This is a genomic window from Pseudomonas granadensis, from assembly GCF_900105485.1.
Lineage (GTDB): Bacteria > Pseudomonadota > Gammaproteobacteria > Pseudomonadales > Pseudomonadaceae > Aquipseudomonas > Aquipseudomonas granadensis.
Window position 1 is genome coordinate 4,807,159 of the sequence record NZ_LT629778.1, and the last position, 21,539, is coordinate 4,828,697.

At 60.4% G+C, this 21,539-nt stretch carries 18 protein-coding genes; 9 read left to right on the top strand and 9 right to left on the bottom strand.

Annotated elements, in window-relative coordinates:
• Window positions 1-37 precede the first annotated feature (37 nt).
• From BLU52_RS21355 to BLU52_RS21365, 4 genes are all read left to right on the top strand, one after another.
• Window positions 38-3,520, top strand: coding sequence for a calcium-binding protein (locus BLU52_RS21355; protein ID WP_231987984.1), 3,483 nt, complete (start codon window positions 38-40; stop codon window positions 3,518-3,520).
• 98 nt (window positions 3,521-3,618) lie between these two features.
• Window positions 3,619-4,815: a hypothetical protein gene (locus BLU52_RS27060; protein ID WP_231987985.1), complete on the top strand. Its 1,197-nt coding sequence runs from the start codon at window positions 3,619-3,621 to the stop codon at window positions 4,813-4,815.
• Between the two features lie 5 nt (window positions 4,816-4,820).
• Window positions 4,821-5,594, top strand: a complete 774-nt coding sequence (locus tag BLU52_RS27065) for a hypothetical protein (protein ID WP_231987986.1) — start codon at window positions 4,821-4,823, stop codon at window positions 5,592-5,594.
• Window positions 5,595-5,654: 60 nt separating this feature from the next.
• Window positions 5,655-7,610, top strand: coding sequence for a hypothetical protein (locus BLU52_RS21365; protein ID WP_090286633.1), 1,956 nt, complete (start codon window positions 5,655-5,657; stop codon window positions 7,608-7,610).
• A gap of 58 nt (window positions 7,611-7,668) precedes the next feature.
• Here the strand turns inward: BLU52_RS21365 and BLU52_RS21370 are convergent, their stop codons facing one another.
• From BLU52_RS21370 to BLU52_RS21390, 5 genes are all read right to left on the bottom strand, one after another.
• On the bottom strand, window positions 7,669-8,241 hold the full coding sequence (locus tag BLU52_RS21370) for a hypothetical protein (RefSeq protein ID WP_090286635.1): 573 nt from the start codon (window positions 8,239-8,241) through the stop codon (window positions 7,669-7,671).
• Between the two features lie 69 nt (window positions 8,242-8,310).
• Window positions 8,311-8,541, bottom strand: coding sequence for a hypothetical protein (locus BLU52_RS21375; protein ID WP_090286637.1), 231 nt, complete (start codon window positions 8,539-8,541; stop codon window positions 8,311-8,313).
• A 126-nt stretch (window positions 8,542-8,667) separates the two neighbouring features.
• The gene (locus tag BLU52_RS21380) at window positions 8,668-9,258 is read right to left on the bottom strand and encodes an LON peptidase substrate-binding domain-containing protein (protein WP_090286639.1); all 591 of its coding nucleotides are present in this window, start codon (window positions 9,256-9,258) and stop codon (window positions 8,668-8,670) included.
• A gap of 10 nt (window positions 9,259-9,268) precedes the next feature.
• Window positions 9,269-9,985 (bottom strand): LrgB family protein, encoded by a 717-nt coding sequence (locus BLU52_RS21385; RefSeq protein ID WP_090286641.1) that lies wholly within the window; start codon window positions 9,983-9,985, stop codon window positions 9,269-9,271.
• Window positions 9,985-10,347 (bottom strand): CidA/LrgA family protein, encoded by a 363-nt coding sequence (locus tag BLU52_RS21390; protein WP_090286643.1) that lies wholly within the window; start codon window positions 10,345-10,347, stop codon window positions 9,985-9,987. Before BLU52_RS21390 ends, BLU52_RS21385 begins: the two co-directional genes overlap by 1 nt.
• Before the next feature lie 180 nt (window positions 10,348-10,527).
• Here BLU52_RS21390 and BLU52_RS21395 point away from each other — a divergent pair, with 180 nt between their 5' ends.
• The 3 genes from BLU52_RS21395 to BLU52_RS21405 all read left to right on the top strand — a co-directional run bounded on the left by BLU52_RS21395 (window position 10,528) and on the right by BLU52_RS21405 (window position 13,482).
• A complete protein-coding gene (locus BLU52_RS21395) occupies window positions 10,528-10,983 on the top strand; it encodes a MaoC family dehydratase (RefSeq protein ID WP_090286645.1) in 456 nt (151 codons plus the stop codon).
• 102 nt (window positions 10,984-11,085) lie between these two features.
• The gene (locus BLU52_RS21400) at window positions 11,086-12,813 is read left to right on the top strand and encodes a C13 family peptidase (RefSeq protein ID WP_090286647.1); all 1,728 of its coding nucleotides are present in this window, start codon (window positions 11,086-11,088) and stop codon (window positions 12,811-12,813) included.
• Window positions 12,814-12,840: 27 nt separating this feature from the next.
• A complete protein-coding gene (locus tag BLU52_RS21405; RefSeq protein ID WP_090286649.1) occupies window positions 12,841-13,482 on the top strand; it encodes an oxidoreductase in 642 nt (213 codons plus the stop codon).
• A 121-nt stretch (window positions 13,483-13,603) separates the two neighbouring features.
• Here BLU52_RS21405 and BLU52_RS21410 read toward each other — a convergent pair whose 3' ends face one another.
• The 4 genes from BLU52_RS21410 to BLU52_RS21425 form a co-directional block, all read right to left on the bottom strand.
• Entirely contained in the window at window positions 13,604-13,888 is a 285-nt protein-coding gene (locus BLU52_RS21410) for a YceK/YidQ family lipoprotein (protein ID WP_090286651.1), read from the bottom strand.
• Window positions 13,881-14,528, bottom strand: coding sequence for a flavin prenyltransferase UbiX (gene ubiX / locus BLU52_RS21415; RefSeq protein ID WP_090286653.1), 648 nt, complete (start codon window positions 14,526-14,528; stop codon window positions 13,881-13,883). The genes BLU52_RS21410 and ubiX overlap by 8 nt, the downstream gene beginning before the upstream one ends.
• Complete coding sequence (gene mpl, locus BLU52_RS21420; RefSeq protein WP_090286655.1) at window positions 14,525-15,874, bottom strand: UDP-N-acetylmuramate:L-alanyl-gamma-D-glutamyl-meso-diaminopimelate ligase; 1,350 nt, start codon at window positions 15,872-15,874, stop codon at window positions 14,525-14,527. Before mpl ends, ubiX begins: the two co-directional genes overlap by 4 nt.
• 258 nt (window positions 15,875-16,132) lie before the next feature.
• On the bottom strand, window positions 16,133-18,058 hold the full coding sequence (locus BLU52_RS21425) for a sigma-54-dependent Fis family transcriptional regulator (RefSeq protein ID WP_090286657.1): 1,926 nt from the start codon (window positions 18,056-18,058) through the stop codon (window positions 16,133-16,135).
• Between the two features lie 300 nt (window positions 18,059-18,358).
• Between BLU52_RS21425 and exaC the strand changes: the two genes are divergently transcribed.
• Both exaC and eat read left to right on the top strand, forming a co-directional pair.
• On the top strand, window positions 18,359-19,879 hold the full coding sequence (gene exaC, locus BLU52_RS21430; RefSeq protein WP_090286659.1) for an acetaldehyde dehydrogenase ExaC: 1,521 nt from the start codon (window positions 18,359-18,361) through the stop codon (window positions 19,877-19,879).
• A gap of 174 nt (window positions 19,880-20,053) precedes the next feature.
• Window positions 20,054-21,505: an ethanolamine permease gene (gene eat, locus BLU52_RS21440; protein WP_090286663.1), complete on the top strand. Its 1,452-nt coding sequence runs from the start codon at window positions 20,054-20,056 to the stop codon at window positions 21,503-21,505.
• The last annotated feature ends 34 nt before the right edge of the window (window positions 21,506-21,539 follow it).

Consider the following 21,539-nt stretch of genomic DNA (forward strand, 5'->3'; position numbering starts at 1 on the left):
GGAAGCCGGTTAAACACATCATTAAAGGACTGATACCGTGTCAAAACTCATCACACCCAGCCTCGCCGCCCTCGAAGCCCGCGCCCTCGGCATGGAGCAAATCAGCGCTTCGGCCAACCCGTTCGGGCGCCAGCCCGCGCGGCTGATACCACTCCCTGCCGCCACTGTGGCGGACCCGGACGCGCCCTACCGACGGACGCTGGCCACCCTCGACAAACACTTCGGTCCGTTACGCATCGGCGAAGTCATGACCAGTCGCGTCGAATTGCAAAGCTTCGGTGCAATCGTTCACGGCCAACCCATCAGCCCGGCGAACGTCGGCATGCAGAACGTCGATCAGGCTTTTCTCGACGGGCTCAACTTCGATGCGGACAAAGCCCAGGCACGCTTGAAAGCCATCGAAACCGCCGACATCGACGGCCCCGGCTTGCTGTTTTTCGAAATTTCCAGTCAGCGCTCGTCCAATGCCGGAAAACTGTTTTTCAGCGCCGGGGGTATCAAGCCACGCAGTTTGATGGGACGCCTCAATCATTTCTGCGAGGCCGCGCAGAAGCTTGATATTCAACCGGTCGACGCCCTGGAGAACTCGCCTGGCTGGGTCAACAAAGGCAAAAGTTACCTGATGAGCGGCGCCGGTGTCGGCATGCAGGCGTTCGGTATCTACAGCGGCTACCGGGCCATGCTCGATGCGATCAAACACGGCGAAACGGGGGAAGCCTGGTTTCAGGGCGGCGCGATTGGCGCCGAAGTGGGCTCATTGCTCCTGGAGCAAGTCTTCAGCAAAGCCGGCCCTGCGTCGATCGCCCGCGGCGCCAAGGTTTTCAGCCGTTTTCCTTATACCTCGTTTGGCAAATACCTGGGCCGCGGCGCCGGCATGTTCGCCAGCATCCTGACCTTGCCGTTTGACATCGCCGATGCGGTGAAGTCGTTCAACGCCGCCGCAGCCTCCAGCGGCAAGGAAGCCCAGGACCACTACGTCAGTGCCGGTTTCAGTATTGCCGGCGCGGGCATCAGCCTGGCGCTGGGCGTGGCGGCGCTGGCGGGTTTCGGCAGTGTCGCCGGTCCGCTCGGCCTGGCCGCCGCCGCGCTGTTGATCGCCGGCTCGGTGATTTACCAGGCCGCGCGCGTGGTCGATGACATCGACGACTACATCGAGCTGACGTTCCACGAGCGTCTGCGCTCGGGCTGGTTCGCCTTCACCCGTCAAGAGCTGGACAAGGACGTCATGGATCGATTCAAGCTGTCCAAGGGTTATCGCGACCATGAAGGCCAACTGCAACTCTCTGCCCGGCAAATGCTCGACGGCGCATACAAACACTCCATCGAGCATGTCATCAACGGGGCATTCCGGGTCGAGCTCAAAGCCGTGAAGCTCTGGCGTTACCAGTGGGATGAGCAGGGCGGCGAACAGCCTTTCAGACTCGACAGCCACGCGGCAATCGCTGAGGGTGACGATGTGATCGATGCCGGCAAAGGCCTGCCAGCGGACCTGCCGGGCAAGGTCTCCGGCACTGCCGGCGATGGCAAAGGCGTGTTATGGCGCCTTGGCGATGGCAACGATCGGGTGATCGGCGTAGAGAACCAGCCGAACATGTTTTCCTTCCGCGCCGGTCACAAGGCACTGACGGGAGGCGCCAAAAGCGACGCGTTCTACCACGACGTCACACTGCAAGAGCTGAACCGGGCGAGCAAACCGGCCCACCTGAGCGTTATCGACGGCGGCGCCGGCTCAGACACGCTGGCGTTCGAAGGCAGCCGCCCACTCGATGACACCACCCACATCGGCCACGACATCAACCTGCAGACCGGCAAGGTCAGCCTGCGCGGTCTGGATGCCGATATCGCCGCCGTACACGTTGCCCAACTGACATCGATCGAGAACGTCTCGACGCTGCGCAAAGGCACCAGCCGTGTGACCGGCAATGATGAGGCCAACCGGATCGCCGCCAATGGTTATGACCGGGTCAATGCCGGCGCCGGCGACGACACCATCGCCATCGGCGGCATCGATTGCCGGGTAGAGGGTGGCAGCGGCATGGACCGTTACTACATCGCCGACACCTGCGCGCGCACGACGATTATCGAAGACGGCGAACACGCCAGCCTGATCGAGTTTGGCTGGCCGCGGGAGGTTATTCAGCGCTGGGAAATCAACGACACCGCATTGGTGGTGCGATCGCTGCGCGGAATCGACGGCAGCGATCCCGAGCATGTCCTCACCATTGAAAACGTCTACCAATGGATCGACGGCGAGCGCCAGTTGAAGAACGCCAGATTGGTGTTCAAGACTCAGGACGAATATGAGTTGCTGGCACTGTTGCCAACGAAACCGGGCGAGGTCTTGATCGAACGCGTCGATGTCGCGGTAACGCTCGTCGGCAAACCGAGCCCTACTGCGCAGATCGTCAATAGCGGTACGGTGGAAATCAATGATCCGGGGCACAAACGGCATTATGTGTCGCGCCTTCCTGGTGATATCGAGTTCGTCGCCAAACGTCATGCGGCACGCACTTCACGTGCGGTTCACCTCGATTTCAAGAGCACTGAAATCAAGGACGTCGTGGTCAGTTATGAAGTCGACATCCGCAAGGGTGTCTCCGGCAATACCCACCTCACTTACAAAGACATCGACCTGGCGCTGCATCTGCCAGACAAAATCGTGACCTTCAAAGGGGTCATTCAGCCTATCGCCGCGGCCACTGGCTACAGCGGCAGAAACAGTTTGAAAGTCACTACGCCGCTGCTTGCCCAGGACGTCGTGCTGATTCTGCAGGATGAGGTTTCCTATCGCCTGCAAGTGCCGGAGCTGAACTACCAGGACGACGCCCGTAATCCAGGCCCCAGCAGCCAAAGTACCCGCAGCTGGCTGAAGCGGCGCACCGGCAATTACCTGTTCACCCGGCCACTGGCGGGTGAAAAACTGACATTGCCAGCGCAACCGAGCAAAGTGGTGATTCCCGCCGGGCCGCACACCGGCATCCATGTTCTCCACGGGCAGAGTTCGACGTACGACGTGTACCTGACCAGCGACTCGATCGTGCGCTTGTCGACACCGGGCGCGGCAGCCAAAACCGCGAACGCATCGGTCTGGAATATCTTCACCAGCGCCCTGACGGAAACGATCAAGCGCGACGACATTCAGCTCGACGTCAACCGCCTGCGTATCGGCAGCGCCGTGATCGAACTGCCGACAGTCGACGACGACGCACCGGTGGAGTCGGTCAGCGTGGTGACGTCCGCGGGCCAGATTTACGAAGTGTCGCTGCTGTTCGAAGTGCTTCAGTTGTATGTCATCAATGCCAGCGCTTACGCCAGCGTCGCCGCACTGCTGGCGGATCTCGACGCGCATCGACTGCGCAACGAACTGGCCGCCAGCGTGCACGTGACCCACCTTGGCGCCAAGGGTAAAACCGGTACGCCGGTTTACCGGTCGACGAAGCAGCACTGGAGCCTCGACAGCGATCCGCAGAAACCGATCAGGCCTGAAGATCTGTTCATCACGTCAGGCCCGAAAATCTGATCGTTTAACATCCAATGGGCGCCGACGCGGCTTTGACTGCTGCGTCGGCTCTGACACTCAGCCTACGGACAGGCTGCTTTTTCCAAAAGGATTGAACCATGCGACCAAAAACGGGCACGCGCCCGAAAACACCTCCCATCGAAACTGCCAGCTCTGCGCAATCGCCACGAGACGGTGCAGACACAAACCCAGCGGGGCCGACATCGAGCGGGGTATCGAGCTATTTCCCTAGCGTCTCGCTGTTTGACACCACACTGCCATCTTTGGAAATTCCCGGCACCGTCCGACAAATTCCCGCGGCAGTCGGTCTGAGCATGATGCGCGGCAGCCCTTCAGATAGCCGTCCAGGTTCGAATTATTCGCTGGAGGATTTCACACACCCATACGTCGCCAGAATGCCGCCCCCGAATGCGGCTGGCATCAGACACTACCGCCAACGTAACTGGGTAGACGTGCAGCTGCCCGGTGAGGAACACAGGTCTCACGTTCACGTGCTGTACGACCGGGACATCGCTGAATATCGAGCGGTCTCGACCAGTCGCCAGGCCCTTGGTCCACCTATTTATCGCACTACGCAAAACAACCTGTGGAGCCTGGATCGGCATCTCACCCTTCTGTCCGATAAGGACCGCGTGTTTTCCGTAACGCCCGATAGCGACGGTTTGCATGAGTTCCGGGCTGCGGAGTCCGCCAGCGACGCACCCGCCCTCGGCTACGCGATGAAGGAACACAATCACCGCTGGGTCTACATTGATCCGACACAAACAAGAGACAAACCGCTGCCCAAAGTGAAACTGGCCCACTGGTCCGATGAAGAAATACTCAATATGTATTACCTGCATGAAGCTCGACTTTCCGAGTTCCGGGAACAGGCGCAAGCGTCCGGCAAGCCGCCAAAAGCGGTTGCTCGAACCGTCACCCGGGATGACTTCACCCATGTCACCGGCACCTTGAAATGGTTATTTCCGGACTTGTCCTCCAGCGACCGTGGAAACCTGTTGCGCAGTTACAACCTGACGAATGCTCAATTGGCAAAGCTGCGCGCGGATTTGAAGGACGGCCACGCAGAAAAAATGCCGGAATGGGTCGAACAGCATAAAAACCTGACACTCGATAAAAACAATGCACAACGTTTCGAGCTGATCGCAGAGGAGTTTCAAGGCTTCGTTCCGCGTTTTCGGGCCGGCAACGAGGATTTGATCAGCGGCTATTACAGCCCGGAATATCTGACGGACTTCGCCGCCCACCTTGGTTATCTGCGCAACAAACACAACGTCCGTACCGCACGGATATAGCCGCCATGTTCAGGGGCGAAACACGGCTGCCGTTCGAGTTGGCCAGAGACGGGAGGATGATTCATCGCAAGGGTAACGATACCGGCTCAACGACCAAGCGAGCCTTCAGCGCGACGTTCGGCCTGAAAAAAGCCACAGAATATGCAACGAACAAGGGTGGTTACTACAACGCGTTGAAGTACAACACTCAGGCCAATCGCTACCCAGGCGAGGTGCCACCGGATGGGCAACGCGAACGACATTGGAGCGGCGGCACGGACGAAGGCTCGGAAGGAAGGCGCTTCGGTGATGAGTCCGATTCGGAAAGTTCGTTCGTGTTTGACGAGACTCAGGGCTATGAAGCAAAGCGCACCCACCAGACCATGAGTTTCGTCTACGCCATCGACACACGAGGCATCGAAGTCGTCCCGCTCGCCGAGAACGATGTTCTCAACAGTTCTGCCAGCGTTGGTATTTATGACCACATGGAAGGACATATCTCGATGCCCACCCGGGGTATCAGTGCAGAGCGAATCTGGCTGGTTCATTCGGATCTCAGCAAGGCTGCCAGGGTTCAGGATGTCCTGACCATGGCCGGTGATCGCGCTGAAGCCATCGAGCAGGCGACCTGGGACGGGACGGTCTGGCAGAGGGAGGACACCCTTTCCGGCACCAGCGTCTATGACCGGTTGATTGAAGAAATTGCCGAGGCTGACGGCGTGATCCTGGCACTGCCCAAAGGCGACAAGACGTTTGCCGACGATGTTACCTGGCCAGTGCCTGAGCATTACCGGCCTTGATTTGTACCCAACCCCCATTCAGCCAATGGAAGGCTGACTCACACAAAGGAATGAACTTTCATGCGCAAAAATACCGGCCCTCTGCGCCCTTCGCCCACGCCTGAAACACCTGGCCCATCAACGCCTCGTCCTGCCGTTGACATGGATTTTCACTTGTCCGGTCGGCCCCGAACGGGCGCAACGGGCGACTCACCGCGGCGCAGCGCCGACGGGGCGACCGACGGAGCACTGCAGGCAGAGACTGCAGTGACGGTCACACGAATGAGCGAAATCGTCGAACCACTCGCGCCCGTCCGCTTTTCCTCACTGGAGCGCTATCGGCAAAACGCCTTGAGCGCGCTCTCCGCTCACGATGCACAAGGGCTGCGGACCTACAAAGGTCGAAAGTTCGCGGATGTCAGCGATGACGCAACAACCGCCCTGCAAACAGTCATGGTCGTGTATCACGAAATGATGAAGGCCTACCGGGCCAGGCTATCGACCGAGCGAGAGGCTTCGGGACCACCGCTCTATCGAATCGGCGAGAGCAATACCTGGAGTCTGCACAGGCCGTTTGAATACTATGATCCCAGGCGGTACATCCAGTCCCATATTGCCAACAGCCGCGGATATTATTCGGTTGAGGAAATCAGGCTGATCGAGCACTCGGGCCCGGCTGGCAAATGGTTCGAACGGCAGGTTGTGGACAGAAATGCAGGTCTGGCGTTTGTCGACGAAAATGGCGGTCTGATACGAGTCGATCCAAATGAAGCACGGGGCGACATCTCTATACCCGTGAAGCTGGCGCTTTGGAGCGATGGCGAAATCTGGAGCACTTACCGCCTGGAGGGCGCGCGGTCGCTGGTGTTCCGCAGCGAAGCAGAAGCCGCCGGAAAAGCCCCCGACTGGGCTACCCGCTTCAATGAACCGAACACCCATAAATTTCTGACCGACTCGTTGAAATGGTCCTGTCCGGACAAATCCCAAAAAGAGCGAACGGAGATCCTGCGCAGCTATAACTTGAGCATCGCCCAGCAAAATCGGCTGCGCCTGGAAATGGAACATGGAACGTTTCCCGAGTGGGCCGAACAGCACAAGCGCTCGACCCAGAGCACGTCGGACGAAACAAGGTTTGCGCACATTGCAGAGGAACTCGAACCCTTCAGCCTGAAACTGAGAGAGCAAGGCGAGAACCACGAGCACGATTTGCCTCCCCTCGCCCAACGCTACGACGAAAAGTTCCTCAACGATTATCTTGAATACGCGGGATACAAGCGCAATCAGCACGATTACCTCTACCGGACAGACATTCCGGCAATGTTCCGCGCCGATCTGCGCACACCTTTTGAACTGGCGCGAGACAAACGCCTGGTGAAATTGCGCGGCAACCCGTCTGAGTCCACGACCAAGCGGGCATTCAGTGCGACATTCGGTGTGGCCAATGCCTTGTCCTACATGGGGTTCGATTATTACTCAAACCCTCGGCACTACAATAGCCAGGCCAACCGTTACCCGGGACACTTCTCCGACAGCGACTCTTCGAGTGGATTCCGACACAGTTCAGGGGAAGAATCCGACACATCTTTCAAGATGGACGAAACGCGCGATTATCCCTTGTTACGGCGTGGTCAGCATCTTGGCTTTGTCTATGTCATCGACACTCGCAATATCGAGGTGGTCCCGCGGGTGGAGAACATGTACCTGAATAACAGGGATTTTGACGGCGATACCCTTGAGGGTCGGATATCGATGCCGACGCGTGGCATCAGTGCCGAGCGGATCTGGCTGGTGAGTTCAGATCTGAATCGGGCAGCGAGAGTAGAGGATGTTTTTCTGCAGGCCGGTGACAGGGCCGAGGCCATCGAGAAAGCCACGTGGGCAGGAGCAAACGATTACGATCGACATGGCAACCATGCCTATGACCGTTTGATTGATGAAATAGACCGCTCCGGCGGCGTCGTGTTGAAGTTGCCGAAAGGTCGAGGAACGAGCTCCAACGATGTAACCTGGCCAGTGGCCGAACATTACAGAGCGTGAAATAAAGCGCCATTCATTCCATGATGAATGGCGCTTTTTATTGGCATGAAGCTCGAAATTACCGAACCACTTTGATTACGAACGTCGCCGGTTTGTTGTTGAACGCGTTGTGCCGGGTCAGGTTGGGATCTTCGTCCAGAAAGCTGTACATGCCCCCGCTTACATTGCGGTATAACGGCTTGCTTTTCGATTTGCCATCCGCCGCAATGCTGCTCAACTCAAGATGGGCCGGGCCCGCCTCGAAGTCGCCCAGCGAAGCTTCGGGTACGCCGTACGTACTGATGGAAAAGTGTTGCGCGGCACGGGTGCTGGCTAAAAGATTATGCGTCCGGGCCTCTATGTAAAGGCGCGCACCGGCGAACGCTCCGGTATGCACCAGTGAGATTTCATAGTGGTCACCCTGCGGGACGAACTTCAGTAACAGCGGTTCGTCGTCTTCATGATCGGCCAGCGTAATGAAACTGGCGACACGCGTATCCGCCAGGCCCACCTCGGCTTCCAGTTGCTCGCCCTTGGTGATGCGCGGTTGGTCAAGCAACTTTTGCAGACGCTGTTGATTGAGCACCACGGGTCGACCATCCAGATAAAGATGTGCGTTGAAGGTTTTAATGTTTACTTTGTTTATGGACATGGCTTGCACCTGTAAGCGTCCCGCCGTCGGTTATACCCACGGCAGGCAATAACGAAAAAGGAAAAGACTTCAAACAGCGACGGCTGCCACGAGGGTCGAGGCGGATACAGACATCCGAGGTATATCCCCTACGGGTACTTTTGCCGATTTTCGTTTACGTCGGGCAATCACCATGCGATCGGCATACGTCGATGCAGCTTCAATCACATTGTTGACGTTATGGTCGGTCTCGGCATGTTTCAAAATATACTTGCCGGCAATATCGTCCCAGAATGCCCATTCATCTTCATATACAGTCATGACTTCTTCCTTGTTCTTATTCAAGTTACCCGCGTCCTGCGGGCCACTTGAAATTAGGACAAAGTCATCGGAGCGACAATACTGGCAAATGCGATCAGTTGATTCAAAGTACAACCAGATGAACAACTAAGCGAACAACTCGCCTTGCAACTCATCGAGCAAGGCCTGGATCGCGTCCAGCCGCTGCTGGGGATCGTCGAGTTGCAGCAGGTCGATCTTGTCTTCTTCAGCGAACGGCAAAAGATAGGCCAATTGATTGGCCAGCGATTGCTGGCCGGCAGCGTCGGAGCCCATGTCGAGCGCTTCGACCATCGGGTGCTCCGCCAGCGCCTTGAGCAGCGCGACCAGATCGGCGTCCTCGTCCTGCAAGGGTTGCTCGGGCTCATCATCGAGCCACTCGACGTCGGCGAGGATCAACTGATCGCGTTGTACTTCGGTGCGCAATACCGTGAATCGGCGGCCACCCTGCACGCGGATACCGAGCAGGCCATTGTCCTGTTGCTGGAAATCGGTAATGCGCGCCTCGCACCCGACCAGGGCAAAACCTTCCGGCGCCACGCCAACCTCGCTGCCCTCAAGAATGCACACCACGCCGAAGCCCACGCCCTGTTTCATGCAGCGGCCGATCATGTCGAGGTAGCGAGCCTCGAAGATCTGCAAATCGAGGTTGCAGCCGGGGAACAACACCGTGTTCAGCGGGAAAAGCGGCAGACTCATAGACATTTCCTTACACCACCATCGACACCGCCAACGGCAGGAACACCGCCGTGGCCACGCCCATCAGACTCATCGCCAGCGCCGCGAAGGCGCCGCACTCATCACTCTCCTGCAACGCCACCGAGGTGCCGACCGCGTGGGCCGTCATGCCCAGTGCCATGCCGCGCGCCTCCGGGCTGTGCACGCCGAGACGGGTCAGCAGTGCCGGGCCGAAGATCGCCCCGATAACCCCGGTGATCAGCACGAACACCGCCGCCAGCGCCGCGACGCCACCGATCTGCTCGGCCACCAGCATGGCAATCGGCGAGGTCACCGACTTCGGCGCCATGGTCATCAGGATCATGTGCTCGGCGCCGAACCACCAACCCAGCACCACGCCCATGCCGGTCGCCACCACCCCGCCTATCACCAGCGTAGTAAAAATCGGCCAGAACAATTGCCGAATGCGCCGCAAATTCAGATACAGCGGCACCGCCAGCGCCACCGTCGCCGGGCCGAGCAGGATGCTCAGGATCTCGGTGCTCTTGCGGTACTCGGCGTACGTCACGCCACAACCGACCAGCACACCGATCACCAGCAACATGGAGACCAGCACCGGCTGCAGAAAGATCCAGCGGGTTTTCTCGAACGCTGCCAGCACCAGTTGATAGGCACCGAGGGTGATGCCGATGCCGAACAGCGGATGATGAATGACCGACGCCCAGGCACCTTGCCAATCGAACAGCATCAGGACTCCTCCGCCGGCGGCGCGTGGCGTTTGACCAGGCGCTGCATCAGCACACCGGCAAAGGCCATCGACAGGATCAGCGACAGCACCAGCGCGCCGACGATCGCCCAGAAATCCGCAGCAATCGCTGCGGCGTAAACCATCACACCCACGGCTGACGGCACCAGCAGCAACGGCAAATAACGCAGCAGACTGCCGGCGGCAAGGTTCAGCGGCTCACCGACTTCACCGCGAATGACCAGGAACGCCAGCAACAGCAGCAGACCGATGATCGGCCCCGGCAGCACCGGCAACAGCAAATGATTAAGCGCCGTGCCGAGCAATTGAAACAGCACCAGCAGGGTCAGGCCACGTAGCAACATCAGACATCTCTCCGCGCAAGTCGCCTGCATTATAAGCACGCCTGCGCTATGGATCGGCATTCGCCAAAAGCATGGTCGGTTGACCGCAGCAAATCGCCGTGATGATCTACAGTGGTTCGCAGGGCGGTCAAATCCCCCACCTGAAAAACTATAAAACCGATGAACCCAAGGAGAGTCTCAATGCCCTATGTTCCCGTTGCAGAGCTCAAAGATCATGTCGGCAAGGAACTCGGACGTTCCGAATGGCTCACCATCGATCAGGAGCGCATCAACCTGTTCGCCGAAGCCACCGGTGATTATCAGTTCATCCACGTCGACCCGGTCAAAGCCGCGCAAACGCCTTTTGGCAGCACCATCGCCCACGGTTTCCTGTCGCTGTCGCTGATGCCCAAACTGATGGAAGACATTCTGGTGCTGCCGGAAGGCGTGAAGATGGTCGTCAACTATGGCCTGGACAGTGTGCGGTTCATCCAGCCGGTGAAGGTCGACTCGAAAGTCCGATTGAAGGTCGATCTGGTTGAAGTGACCGAGAAAAAGCCCGGCCAGTGGTTGCTCAAGGCTATCGCGACCCTCGAGATAGAGGGCTCAGAGAAACCGGCCTATATTGCCGAACCCCTGTCGCTCTGCTTCGTCTGATCGTTCCGGATGCGAAGCAGCGCACGCTGTTTCGCGTCACCTCTCTATATATGCGACGCATAGCTGCGGCATACTCGGTCGCCTAATTGCCCGGATCCCGCTATGCGCTCACTTGCTTGTCTTGCACCCCTTGCCTTGACCCTGATGCTCACCGCTTGCGGCGACGGCGAATCGCTGTTGCCACCGGATGCGCGCCTGCCGGACGGCGGACGTTATCGCGGCGAACTGGTCGATGGCTTGCTGCAAGGCCAGGGCCGCGTCGACTACCCCAATGGCAGCTGGTACGCCGGGCAGTTCGACAAGGGCCAGTGGCATGGTCAGGGCGAATGGCACGGCAGCAACGGCGAGGTCTATCGCGGCCAGTTTGCGCAGGGGCTGTTCGACGGTCAGGGCAGCCTGACCACCAACGCCAGCAGCTACACCGGCGGCTTCAAACAGGGCCGGCGCGACGGCGAAGGCACGCTGAAAGAAAACGGCATGACCTACCGTGGCGAATTCCGTGCCGACCAGTATTCCGGGCTCGGCCGTCTGGAAATGGAGGACGGCAGCTCCTATCAGGGCCAGTTCGCCCACGGCAAACCCAACGGTGAAGGCCAGCGCGGCGATGCCAGCGGCAACTCGTTCACCGGGCATTTCGTCAACGGCCAACTCGAAGGCAACGGCACCTTCAACAGCGCCGATGGCGACATCTATGTCGGCGGGTTCAAGAACAATCAATTGCACGGCAAGGGCCGCTACGAAAACGCCGACGGCGATGTCTGGCTCGGCCAGTTCAAGGAAGGCGCGCTGACCGGCAAGGGCGAACTGATCGGCGCCGACGGCAGCCATTACATCGGCGTATTCAATGACTGGCGCTTCACCGGCCAGGGTCGCTTGAACCTGTCTGACGGCAGCTTTTACATCGGCGGTTTCGACAACGACAGCTATTCCGGGCGCGGCACTCTGGTACTGACCGATGGCAGCGTGCTCAGCGGCACCTGGATCAACGGCCAGCGCGTGCGCGACGCCGACGGCAAACTGCTGCCCGATACCCTTGAACTCGGTCTGCTCGCCCAAGGTCGTTTGCTCGACGAAGCATTGATGGCAATTCCCGCCTCGACTCCGGCCGTCGAGTTGTACACCCTGACCCTCGGCGGCGACGGCAAGCAAAGTGTGTTTCTGCGCGAGTCCGACTTCGTCGCCAATATGCTCAATACGCGTTTTGGTGCGTTCGGCCAGATTCGTCTGGTCAACCACCGCGACCACCTCGGCGACCGGCCGATGGCCACCCGCGAAAACCTGCGCCGCGCCGCGCAAGCCCTCGCCGAACGCAGTGGCCCGGAAGACTTGCTGTTCATCTACCTGACCAGCCACGGCACCGCCGAGCATGAGCTGGTGCTCGATCAGCCGCGCATGGAACTGGCCGACCTGCCCGCTGACGAACTCGCTGCGGTGCTGGCGCCACTGAAGCACCGTGACAAGATCATCGTGATTTCTGCGTGCTATTCCGGCGGTTTCATTCCAGCGCTGAAAGACGAACGCACCCTGATCATGACCGCCTCGCGCGCCGACCGGGTGTCGTTTGGCTGTTCCGAAGAAGCCAATTTCACCTACTTCGGCGACGCGTTGTTTGCCCAGGCACTGAACCAGACCGACGATCTGGAGCAGGCCTTCAAACTGGCCAGGGCCACCGTCGCCGAGCGCGAACTGGCGGACGGTTTCGAAGCCTCGGAGCCGCAGATCTGGGCGCCGAAAACCGTGTTGTCGCACTGGCAGCTACTGCGCAAACAGCAGGCCCGTAAAGCGTTGCAAAGTGCTGCGTTGAACGACGGGGCGACAAAAGGCAACTAAGCTGAACAGTATCAAGGGAGAGACACTATGTACTTGACGCCTCAGCACGTATTGCTTGCCGGAGCCACCGGACTGACCGGTGAACATCTACTCGATCGTTTGCTCAACGAACCGACGATTTCACGCGTGCTCGCTCCTTCGCGTCGCCCCCTGGCGGAACATCCGCACCTGGAAAACCCGGTCGGCGATCCGCAGGTGTTTCTGCCGCAACTGAGCGGGCGCGTCGATATCGCCTATTGCTGCCTCGGCACCACCATCAAGCAGGCGGGCTCGGAAGAAGCCTTTCGCGCGGTGGATCTGGACATGGTCGTGGCGTTCGCCAAACGCGCGCGGGAGATGGGCGCGCGGCATTTGATCGTGATCAGTGCGATTGGCGCCGATCCGAAATCCTCGGTGTTCTACAACCGGGTCAAAGGCGAAATGGAGCAGGCACTGCGCGCGCAGGACTGGCCGCAACTGACCATCTGCCGGCCTTCATTACTGCTGGGTGAACGAGTCGAGCCGCGTCTGGCCGAGCAACTGGCCGGGCCGTTGTCGAAACTGATACCGGGCAAGTATCGCGGCATCGAAGCCTGCCAGTTGGCGCGAGCGATGTGGCGGCTGGCGCTGGAAGAGCAGGATGGGGTGCGGGTGGTCGAGTCGGATGAGTTGCGCAAGCTCGGCAAATAACCGGATATCGCTATCGCCAGCAGGCTGGCTCCCACACTGATTCTCAGTGAACCCAGCTTTTGTGGGCAACCAGGAAACCTGTGGGAGCCAGCCTGCTGGCGATGGAGTGCGCAGCGCTCCCCTACAATCCGCCGGTCGCTTGAAATCCAACGCCGATAACCGTTAGCAGTGACAACGGCAACAACAGCGTATCGAGCAGAGCACTGGCCGGCAGGTCCACCCCTGGATAGCTCGGCGCCTCGGCACCGAAGCGGTCTTTCGCGCAACAGCCGCCATTGAGCGCATACAAATCCAGTCGCGTTCCGGAGTACACCACCGGCGCACCCGGCTTGGCCGCATCCAGCGTCCGCGCCGTGGCGCAGCCGCTCAGCTGCACGACCAACACCAGCGCCAGCAGCTTATTCATCGCTGCTCAGGTGATGCTCGCCCCAACGCGGCAGCATGTCTTGCGGGATGCCGAGCAAATTGAGAATGCGCGCCACGACGAAATCGATCAAGTCATCGATGGTCTGCGGCTGATGGTAGAAACCCGGCGACGCCGGCAGAATCGTCACGCCCATGTTCGACAGCTTGAGCATGTGCTCCAAATGAATGCTCGAATACGGCGCCTCGCGCGGCACCAGAATCAACTGGCGGCGCTCCTTCAAGGTGACGTCGGCGGCGCGCTCGATCAGGTTGTTGCAGGCGCCGGTCGCAATGGCCGACAGCGTGCCGGTCGAGCACGGCACCACGACCATTGCTGCCGGCGCACCGGAGCCGGAGGCGACCGGCGACATCCAGTCTTCCTTGCCGTACACGCGAATCTGCCCGGCGGCCGCTCCGGTGTATTCGGTGAGAAACGCCTGCATCATCTGCGGCTTGGCCGGCAGCGACACATCGGTCTCGGTGGCCATCACCAATTGCGCGGCCTTGGAGATCAGGAAGTGCACTTCGCGATCTTCACGCACCAGACAATCGAGCAGGCGCAAACCGTACTGCGCGCCGGACGCACCGGTCATCGCCAGCGTGATGCGTTCCGGGCCACCGTTCCGGGAAAAACCGTTCATTGCAGCGCCTCGGCGAGTTTGCCGTGCAGGCCACCAAAGCCGCCGTTGCTCATGATCACTACATGCGTGCCGGGCTGCGCCTGGCTCTTCACACGCTCGATGATGCCTTCCAGCGAATCGCTGACAATCGACGGTACCGTGCACAGCGCGGCGGTCGCGGCCAGGTCCCAGCCAAGGTTGGCCGGAGCGTACCAGATCACCTGATCGGCATCGACCACGCTGTCCGGCAAACCGTCACGGTGCGCGCCGAGCTTCATCGAATTGGAGCGCGGCTCGATGATCGCGATCAGCGGTGCGTCGCCGATGCGCTTGCGCAGGCCATCGAGAGTGGTAGCGATCGCGGTCGGGTGGTGGGCAAAGTCGTCATAAATGGTGATGCCGCGAACTTCAGCGACCTTCTCCATGCGGCGTTTGACGTTCTTGAACGCGCTCAGCCCGGCAATGCCCATCGACGGCACCACACCGACATGCCGCGCTGCTGCCAGCGCCGCCAGGGCGTTGGCGACATTGTGTTGGCCAGTCAACTCCCATTCGACGGTGCCCTGCGACACGCCTTCGAACATCACTTCGAACGCCGAACCGTCTTCGCTGAGCAGTTTGACCTGCCACTGACCGCCGGCACCAGTGGTCTGCACCGGGGTCCAGCAACCCATCTCGATCACCCGCTGCAACGCCGGCTCGGTGGTCGGATGAATGACCAGACCTTCGCTCGGAATGGTGCGTACCAAGTGATGGAATTGCCGCTCGATCGCCGGCAAATCCGGGAAGATGTCTGCGTGATCGAACTCAAGGTTGTTCAGGATTGCAGTGCGTGGGCGGTAATGGACGAACTTCGAGCGCTTGTCGAAAAATGCACTGTCGTATTCATCGGCCTCGATCACAAAGAACGGCGTTCCGCCCAACCGCGCCGATACCGAGAAGTTTTGCGGCACGCCGCCGATCAGGAAGCCCGGGCTCATGCCGGCGTGTTCCAGCACCCAGGCGAGCATGCTGCTGGTGGTGGTTTTGCCGTGGGTACCGGCGACGGCCAGTACCCAACGACCTTGCAGCACATGATCGGCCAGCCATTGCGGGCCGGAGACGTACGGCAGGCCTGTGTTCAGCACGTATTCCACGGCCGGGTTGCCACGGGACATGGCATTGCCGATCACCACCAGATCCGGCGCCGGATCGAGCTGCGCCGGGTCGTAGCCTTGAGTCAGCTGAATGCCCTGGGCCTCAAGCTGCGTGCTCATCGGTGGATAGACGTTGGCGTCGGAGCCGGTCACATGATGGCCCAGCTCTTTGGCCAACACCGCCATTGAGCCCATGAAAGTCCCGCAGATACCCAGAATATGAATGTGCATAGTCGACCTCGTAAAACATGGCCGCAGGTTAGCGTAGGGAGGGGGAAATGGCACTCTTTAGCTTATTGGGCGCACAGGCAATTTGGGTTCGGCTGGAGATTGCGGCCCCTCACCCCAGCCCTCTCCCGAGGGAGAGGGGGCCGATCTTTGTCGCATTCAAATAGTGAGTTCGGCTCGATTAATCAGGTCGGCGTAAATCACCAGAACAGCGCGGTCAGTCCCCTCTCCCTCCGGGAGAGGGTTAGGGTGAGGGGGCTTCTAGCTGACACGCCGCTCAATCCCGTGCTTGCGCAGCTTTCTATAAAGCGTATTCCGACTCACGCCCAGTTGTTCCGCGGTACGGGTCATGTGCCAGCGGGTCTGCTCTAACGCATTCAGCAACGCAGAACGTTCGGCATCTTCCAGCGGTCGCTCACAAGACTCCTGCGCCACAACCACTGGCCGCACCTGCCGAATCATCCCGGGCAGATCCTCAACCCCGACCCGCCCCTCATCACACAGCGCCGCTAACGTCCGCAGCACATTGCGCAACTGCCGGACATTGCCCGGCCAGTCGAACGCCAGCAACGCCTGACGCGCCGGCTCTTCAATCACAACCGCCTCACCGCCCGCTTCTTCGGCCAGCAGAAAATCCAGCAACTGCGCCTTGTCACTGCGCTCACGCAATGCCGGCAACGCCACTTCCAGCCCGTTCAAGCGGTAATACAGATCCTCGCGAAAACTGCCGTCCTCGACCCGCTCGAACAGATTGCGGTGGGTGGCGCTGATGATTCGCACATTGACCGTCTCTGGTTCACCGCCGAGCGGCACCACCTGGCGATCTTCCAGCACCCGCAGCAAACGGGTCTGCAGAGCCAGCGGCATGTCGCCGATTTCATCGAGAAACAGGGTGCCGCCATCGGCCTGCTGCAACTTGCCACGCATGCCGTCCTTGCGTGCGCCGGTGAAGCTGCCGCCGCGATAGCCAAACAGTTCGCTCTCGATCAGGCTCTCCGGGATCGCCGCGCAATTGAGCGCGACGAAGGCTTTGCCCGAGCGCTGACTGGCCTGATGCACAGCCTTGGCGAAGGCTTCCTTGCCGGTGCCGGTTTCGCCGTTGATCAGCAGCGGCACATCGCGTTCGAACACGCGCAGGGCTTTGCGGAAACTCGCTTGCAGCGCCTCGTCACCGAGGCAGATGCCGGGCAGGCGCGGCGCTTCGATGATTTTCGCCGGGGCCGGCGCCGGAGCCGGGATCGGCAGCGGTTTGCGTGATTCGCCGCGCAGGACGGCAAACAGATGCCGCCCGTCGCGGGTGCGCAGCGGCCAACTGGCGCTGGCATTGGCACTGGCGCGAGCGAGCAAGTCATCGAGAGAACAATCGAAAAACGCTTCCACCGGTTTGCCCAGCAAGCCGCCGCGCATATGCCCAAGCAGGTTCAGCGCACTCTGGTTGACCGCGCTGATCCGCCCTTCCCCATCGAACGCCAGCAAGCCTTCGCTGAACAGCCCGACCGACTCGGCCTGCAGATGAAAGCGCAGCAACCATTGGTTATCGAAACAGCGCAGGAAGTAGCAACTCTCGATCATCTTCGCCGACAGATTGACCAGCGCCATGGTGTGGAACTGGCTCTGGCGCGAAACGTCATGGCGCGCCGAAGACACGTCGAGCACGGCGAGCAATTCGCCGTGCGGGTCGAACACCGGGCTGGCCGAGCAGGTCAGGCCGGTGTGGCGGCCGCGAAAGTGTTCGTCTTGATGAATGGTCAGCGCCTGACGCTCGACCAGGCAAGTGCCGATGCCGTTGGTGCCTTCGCAGGCTTCGCTCCAGTCGGCGCCGAGCCAGAGGCCGGCGCGTTCGAAAATCTTGCGTTCGGCCGGCGCGGTAACGCAGTTGAGGATCACCCCCCGCGCATCGGTCAGCAGCACCGCGTGGCCGGCGCCGGAAAGCTGTTGATGCAGGCTGCTCATTTCCGTACCGGCGATTTGCAGCACCTGCTGCAGGCGTTCGCGGCTTTCCAGCACGCGCCCGTGTTCGAGCACGGTCGGCGCCATGCTCAGGGCCGGGTCGAGGTGATAGTCCTGCAGACACCGCAGCCAGGAGCGGGCGATCGACGGGTCGGCACCGGGGCCGTGCAAATGCGCTTTGCCCTGGGTGGCGGTGAGGACCTGACGGGCATGGCGACTCAAATGGTTGTCGTGCATTTCTTATTGTTCTCCCCGAGGCGCGACGGCCCAATGCTGAGGTGACGCCCAGCATCCTCCAGCCACCGGTGCATTGCAATGCTGGCAAGACCGGCCGGTCACGGCTGTGCCAGAAACGGTACAAATTGTCACCGCAGCTGTATCGAAACCCTCACAGCATCGCCCCGCTCGTCCGAGACAAACCGTGCAAGGCCTTGATTTGCCTGACCTGCACAGCAATGGCCCGGCCCTTGCTCTACGCTTATAGCAAGCGCACTTGCGCGTTTCTCTAATAAGTACAAAGCCAAGGAGAACATCATCATGCGTTACGCTCACCCCGGTACTGACGGCGCCAAAGTCTCGTTCAAGAGCAAGTACGGTAACTACATCGGCGGCGAGTTCGTCGCGCCGGTCAAAGGTCAGTACTTCACCAACACCTCGCCAGTGAATGGTCAGCCGATTGCCGAATTCCCCCGCTCCACCGCCGAAGACATCGACAAGGCGCTGGACGCCGCCCACGCCGCCGCCGATGCGTGGGGCGCGACCTCGGTGCAGGCGCGCTCGCTGATCCTGCTGAAAATCGCCGACCGCATCGAAGCCAACCTCGAACTGCTGGCGATCACCGAAACCTGGGACAACGGCAAAGCCATCCGCGAAACCCTCAACGCCGACATTCCGCTGGCCGCCGACCACTTCCGCTACTTCGCCGGCTGCCTGCGCGCGCAGGAAGGCAGCGCTGCGGAAATCGACGGCAACACCGTGGCTTATCACATTCATGAACCACTGGGCGTGGTCGGCCAGATCATCCCGTGGAACTTCCCGCTGCTGATGGCCGCGTGGAAACTGGCGCCTGCGCTGGCCGCCGGTAACTGCGTGGTACTCAAGCCCGCCGAGCAAACGCCGCTGGGCATCTGCGTGCTGATGGAGCTGATCGGCGACCTGCTGCCGCCGGGCGTGCTCAACGTCGTGCAAGGCTTCGGCAAAGAGGCCGGCGAAGCACTGGCGACCAGCAAGCGCATCGCCAAGATCGCCTTCACCGGCTCGACCCCGGTCGGCTCGCACATCATGAAATGCGCAGCGGAAAACATCATTCCGTCCACCGTGGAACTGGGCGGCAAGTCGCCGAACATCTTCTTCGAAGACATCATGCAGGCCGAACCGAGCTTCATCGAAAAAGCCGCTGAAGGTCTGGTGCTGGCGTTCTTCAACCAGGGCGAAGTGTGCACCTGCCCGTCGCGCGCGCTGGTGCAGGAATCGATCTACGACGAATTCATGCAGGCGGTGATGAAGAAGGTCAGCCAGATCAAACGTGGCGACCCGCTCGACACCGACACCATGGTCGGCGCGCAGGCATCCGAGCAGCAATTCGATAAGATTCTCTCGTACCTGGAAATCGCCAAAGGCGAAGGCGCCGAGCTGCTGACTGGCGGGAAGGTGGAAAAACTCGAGGGCAGCCTGGCTACCGGTTACTACATCCAGCCGACCCTGCTCAAGGGCACCAACAAGATGCGCGTGTTCCAGGAAGAAATCTTCGGTCCGGTGGTGAGCATCACCACCTTCAAGGACGAAGCCGAAGCTCTGGCGATCGCCAACGACACCGAGTTCGGCCTCGGCGCCGGCCTGTGGACCCGCGACATCAACCGTGCCTACCGCATGGGCCGGGCGATCAAGGCCGGTCGCGTGTGGACCAACTGCTATCACCTGTACCCGGCGCATGCCGCGTTTGGTGGTTACAAGAAGTCCGGTGTCGGCCGTGAGACGCACAAGATGATGCTCGACCACTATCAGCAGACCAAGAACCTGCTGGTGAGCTACGACATCAATCCGTTGGGCTTCTTCTAACTCTGCGGCACCGATCGTTCCCACGCTCTGCGTGGGAATGCAGCCCGGGACGCTCCGCGTCCCTTTGAAGCCGAGCGCGGAGCGTCCGTTGAGGCATTCCTTTGCTGCGCGTGGGAACGATCAGGTTCCTGGCGATACCGCCGGGCCAATAAAACAATAAGAAAGGTGAACCCTATGCCAAGCGAATCCCCGGCTGGCGCTCCGGCGACCGGCTCCTCCGTCGACTTCGAAAAAGTCGGCACCGACTACTTCCAACAACGCGAGCTGAAAAAAGGCGCCGCCGGCTGGGTCCTGCTGGTGGGCCTCGGCGTCGCTTACGTGATCTCCGGCGACTACGCCGGCTGGAACTTTGGCCTCGCCCAGGGTGGCTGGGGCGGCATGTTCCTCGCCACGCTGCTGATGGCGACCATGTACCTGTGCATGTGCTTCTCACTCGCCGAACTGTCGTCGATGATTCCCACCGCCGGCGGCGGTTACGGCTTTGCCCGCAGCGCGTTCGGGCCGTGGGGCGGGTTTCTCACCGGCACCGCAATCCTCATCGAATATGCAATTGCGCCCGCCGCCATCGCGGTGTTCATCGGCGCCTATTGCGAGTCGCTGTTCGGCATCGGTGGCTGGGTGATCTATCTGGCCTTCTACATCATTTTCATCGCCATCCATATTTTCGGCGTTGGCGAAGCGCTCAAGCTGATGTTCATCATCACCGCTGTCGCCGCGCTGGCGCTGGGGGTGTTTCTGGTGGCGATGGTGCCGCACTTCGATGTCGCCAACCTGCTCGACATCCCGGTGACCACTGCGGTCGGTGCCAGTGCGTTTCTGCCATTCGGCTATGTTGGCGTGTGGGCGGCGATTCCCTATGCGATCTGGTTCTTCCTCGCCGTCGAAGGCGTGCCGCTGGCAGCGGAAGAAACCAAGAACCCCAAGCGCGACCTGCCGCGCGGCCTGATCGGCGCGATGTTGGTGCTGCTGATGTTCGCTTTGTTGATTCTGATCGTCGGCCCCGGCGGCGCCGGTGCCAACTCGCTGCTGACCTCCGGCAATCCGCTGGTCGAAGCGCTGAGCAAGGCCTATGGTGGATCGACCTGGATGGGCAGCTTCGTCAACCTCGTCGGCCTGGCCGGGCTGATCGCGAGCTTCTTCTCGATCATCTACGCCTACTCGCGGCAGATCTTTGCGCTGTCACGGGCCGGTTACCTGCCGCGCAAACTGTCGCAGACCAACAAAAGCAAGGCGCCGGTGCTGGCGCTGGTGATTCCCGGGATTATCGGCTTCGGGCTGTCGTTGACCGGTCAAGGCGACCTGCTGATTCTGGTGGCGGTGTTCGGCGCGACCATTTCCTATGTGCTGATGATGGCCGCGCACATCACGCTGCGCATCCGCCGCCCCAAAATGGATCGGCCGTATCGCACGCCGGGCGGGATTTTCACTTCAGGCGTGGCGCTGGTGCTGGCGTGCATCGCCGTGGTGGCGGGGTTCCTCGTCGATCCACGGGTGGTGATCGGCGCCGCCATCATCTATGGAGTGTTAATTGCTTACTTTGCCTTCTACAGTCGGCATCACTTGGTAGCGGGCACGCCGGAAGAAGAATTCGCGGCGATTCAGAAAGCTGAACAAGCCTTGCACTGATTGTCGAAAACCACGGCGCAGAGTGCTCTGCGCC

Bases quoted from the DNA above. Each gene is read 5' to 3' on its own strand.
- BLU52_RS27060 (WP_231987985.1), top strand. From the start codon at position 3,619: ATGCGACCAAAAACGGGCACGCGCCCGAAAACACCTCCCATCGAAACT.
- BLU52_RS27065 (WP_231987986.1), top strand. From the start codon at position 4,821: ATGTTCAGGGGCGAAACACGGCTGCCGTTCGAGTTGGCCAGAGACGGG.
- BLU52_RS21365 (WP_090286633.1), top strand. From the start codon at position 5,655: ATGCGCAAAAATACCGGCCCTCTGCGCCCTTCGCCCACGCCTGAAACA.
- BLU52_RS21370 (WP_090286635.1), bottom strand. From the start codon at position 8,241: ATGTCCATAAACAAAGTAAACATTAAAACCTTCAACGCACATCTTTAT.
- BLU52_RS21375 (WP_090286637.1), bottom strand. From the start codon at position 8,541: ATGACTGTATATGAAGATGAATGGGCATTCTGGGACGATATTGCCGGC.
- BLU52_RS21380 (WP_090286639.1), bottom strand. From the start codon at position 9,258: ATGAGTCTGCCGCTTTTCCCGCTGAACACGGTGTTGTTCCCCGGCTGC.
- BLU52_RS21385 (WP_090286641.1), bottom strand. From the start codon at position 9,985: ATGCTGTTCGATTGGCAAGGTGCCTGGGCGTCGGTCATTCATCATCCG.
- BLU52_RS21390 (WP_090286643.1), bottom strand. From the start codon at position 10,347: ATGTTGCTACGTGGCCTGACCCTGCTGGTGCTGTTTCAATTGCTCGGC.
- BLU52_RS21395 (WP_090286645.1), top strand. From the start codon at position 10,528: ATGCCCTATGTTCCCGTTGCAGAGCTCAAAGATCATGTCGGCAAGGAA.
- BLU52_RS21400 (WP_090286647.1), top strand. From the start codon at position 11,086: ATGCGCTCACTTGCTTGTCTTGCACCCCTTGCCTTGACCCTGATGCTC.
- BLU52_RS21405 (WP_090286649.1), top strand. From the start codon at position 12,841: ATGTACTTGACGCCTCAGCACGTATTGCTTGCCGGAGCCACCGGACTG.
- BLU52_RS21410 (WP_090286651.1), bottom strand. From the start codon at position 13,888: ATGAATAAGCTGCTGGCGCTGGTGTTGGTCGTGCAGCTGAGCGGCTGC.
- ubiX (WP_090286653.1), bottom strand. From the start codon at position 14,528: ATGAACGGTTTTTCCCGGAACGGTGGCCCGGAACGCATCACGCTGGCG.
- mpl (WP_090286655.1), bottom strand. From the start codon at position 15,874: ATGCACATTCATATTCTGGGTATCTGCGGGACTTTCATGGGCTCAATG.
- BLU52_RS21425 (WP_090286657.1), bottom strand. From the start codon at position 18,058: ATGCACGACAACCATTTGAGTCGCCATGCCCGTCAGGTCCTCACCGCC.
- exaC (WP_090286659.1), top strand. From the start codon at position 18,359: ATGCGTTACGCTCACCCCGGTACTGACGGCGCCAAAGTCTCGTTCAAG.
- eat (WP_090286663.1), top strand. From the start codon at position 20,054: ATGCCAAGCGAATCCCCGGCTGGCGCTCCGGCGACCGGCTCCTCCGTC.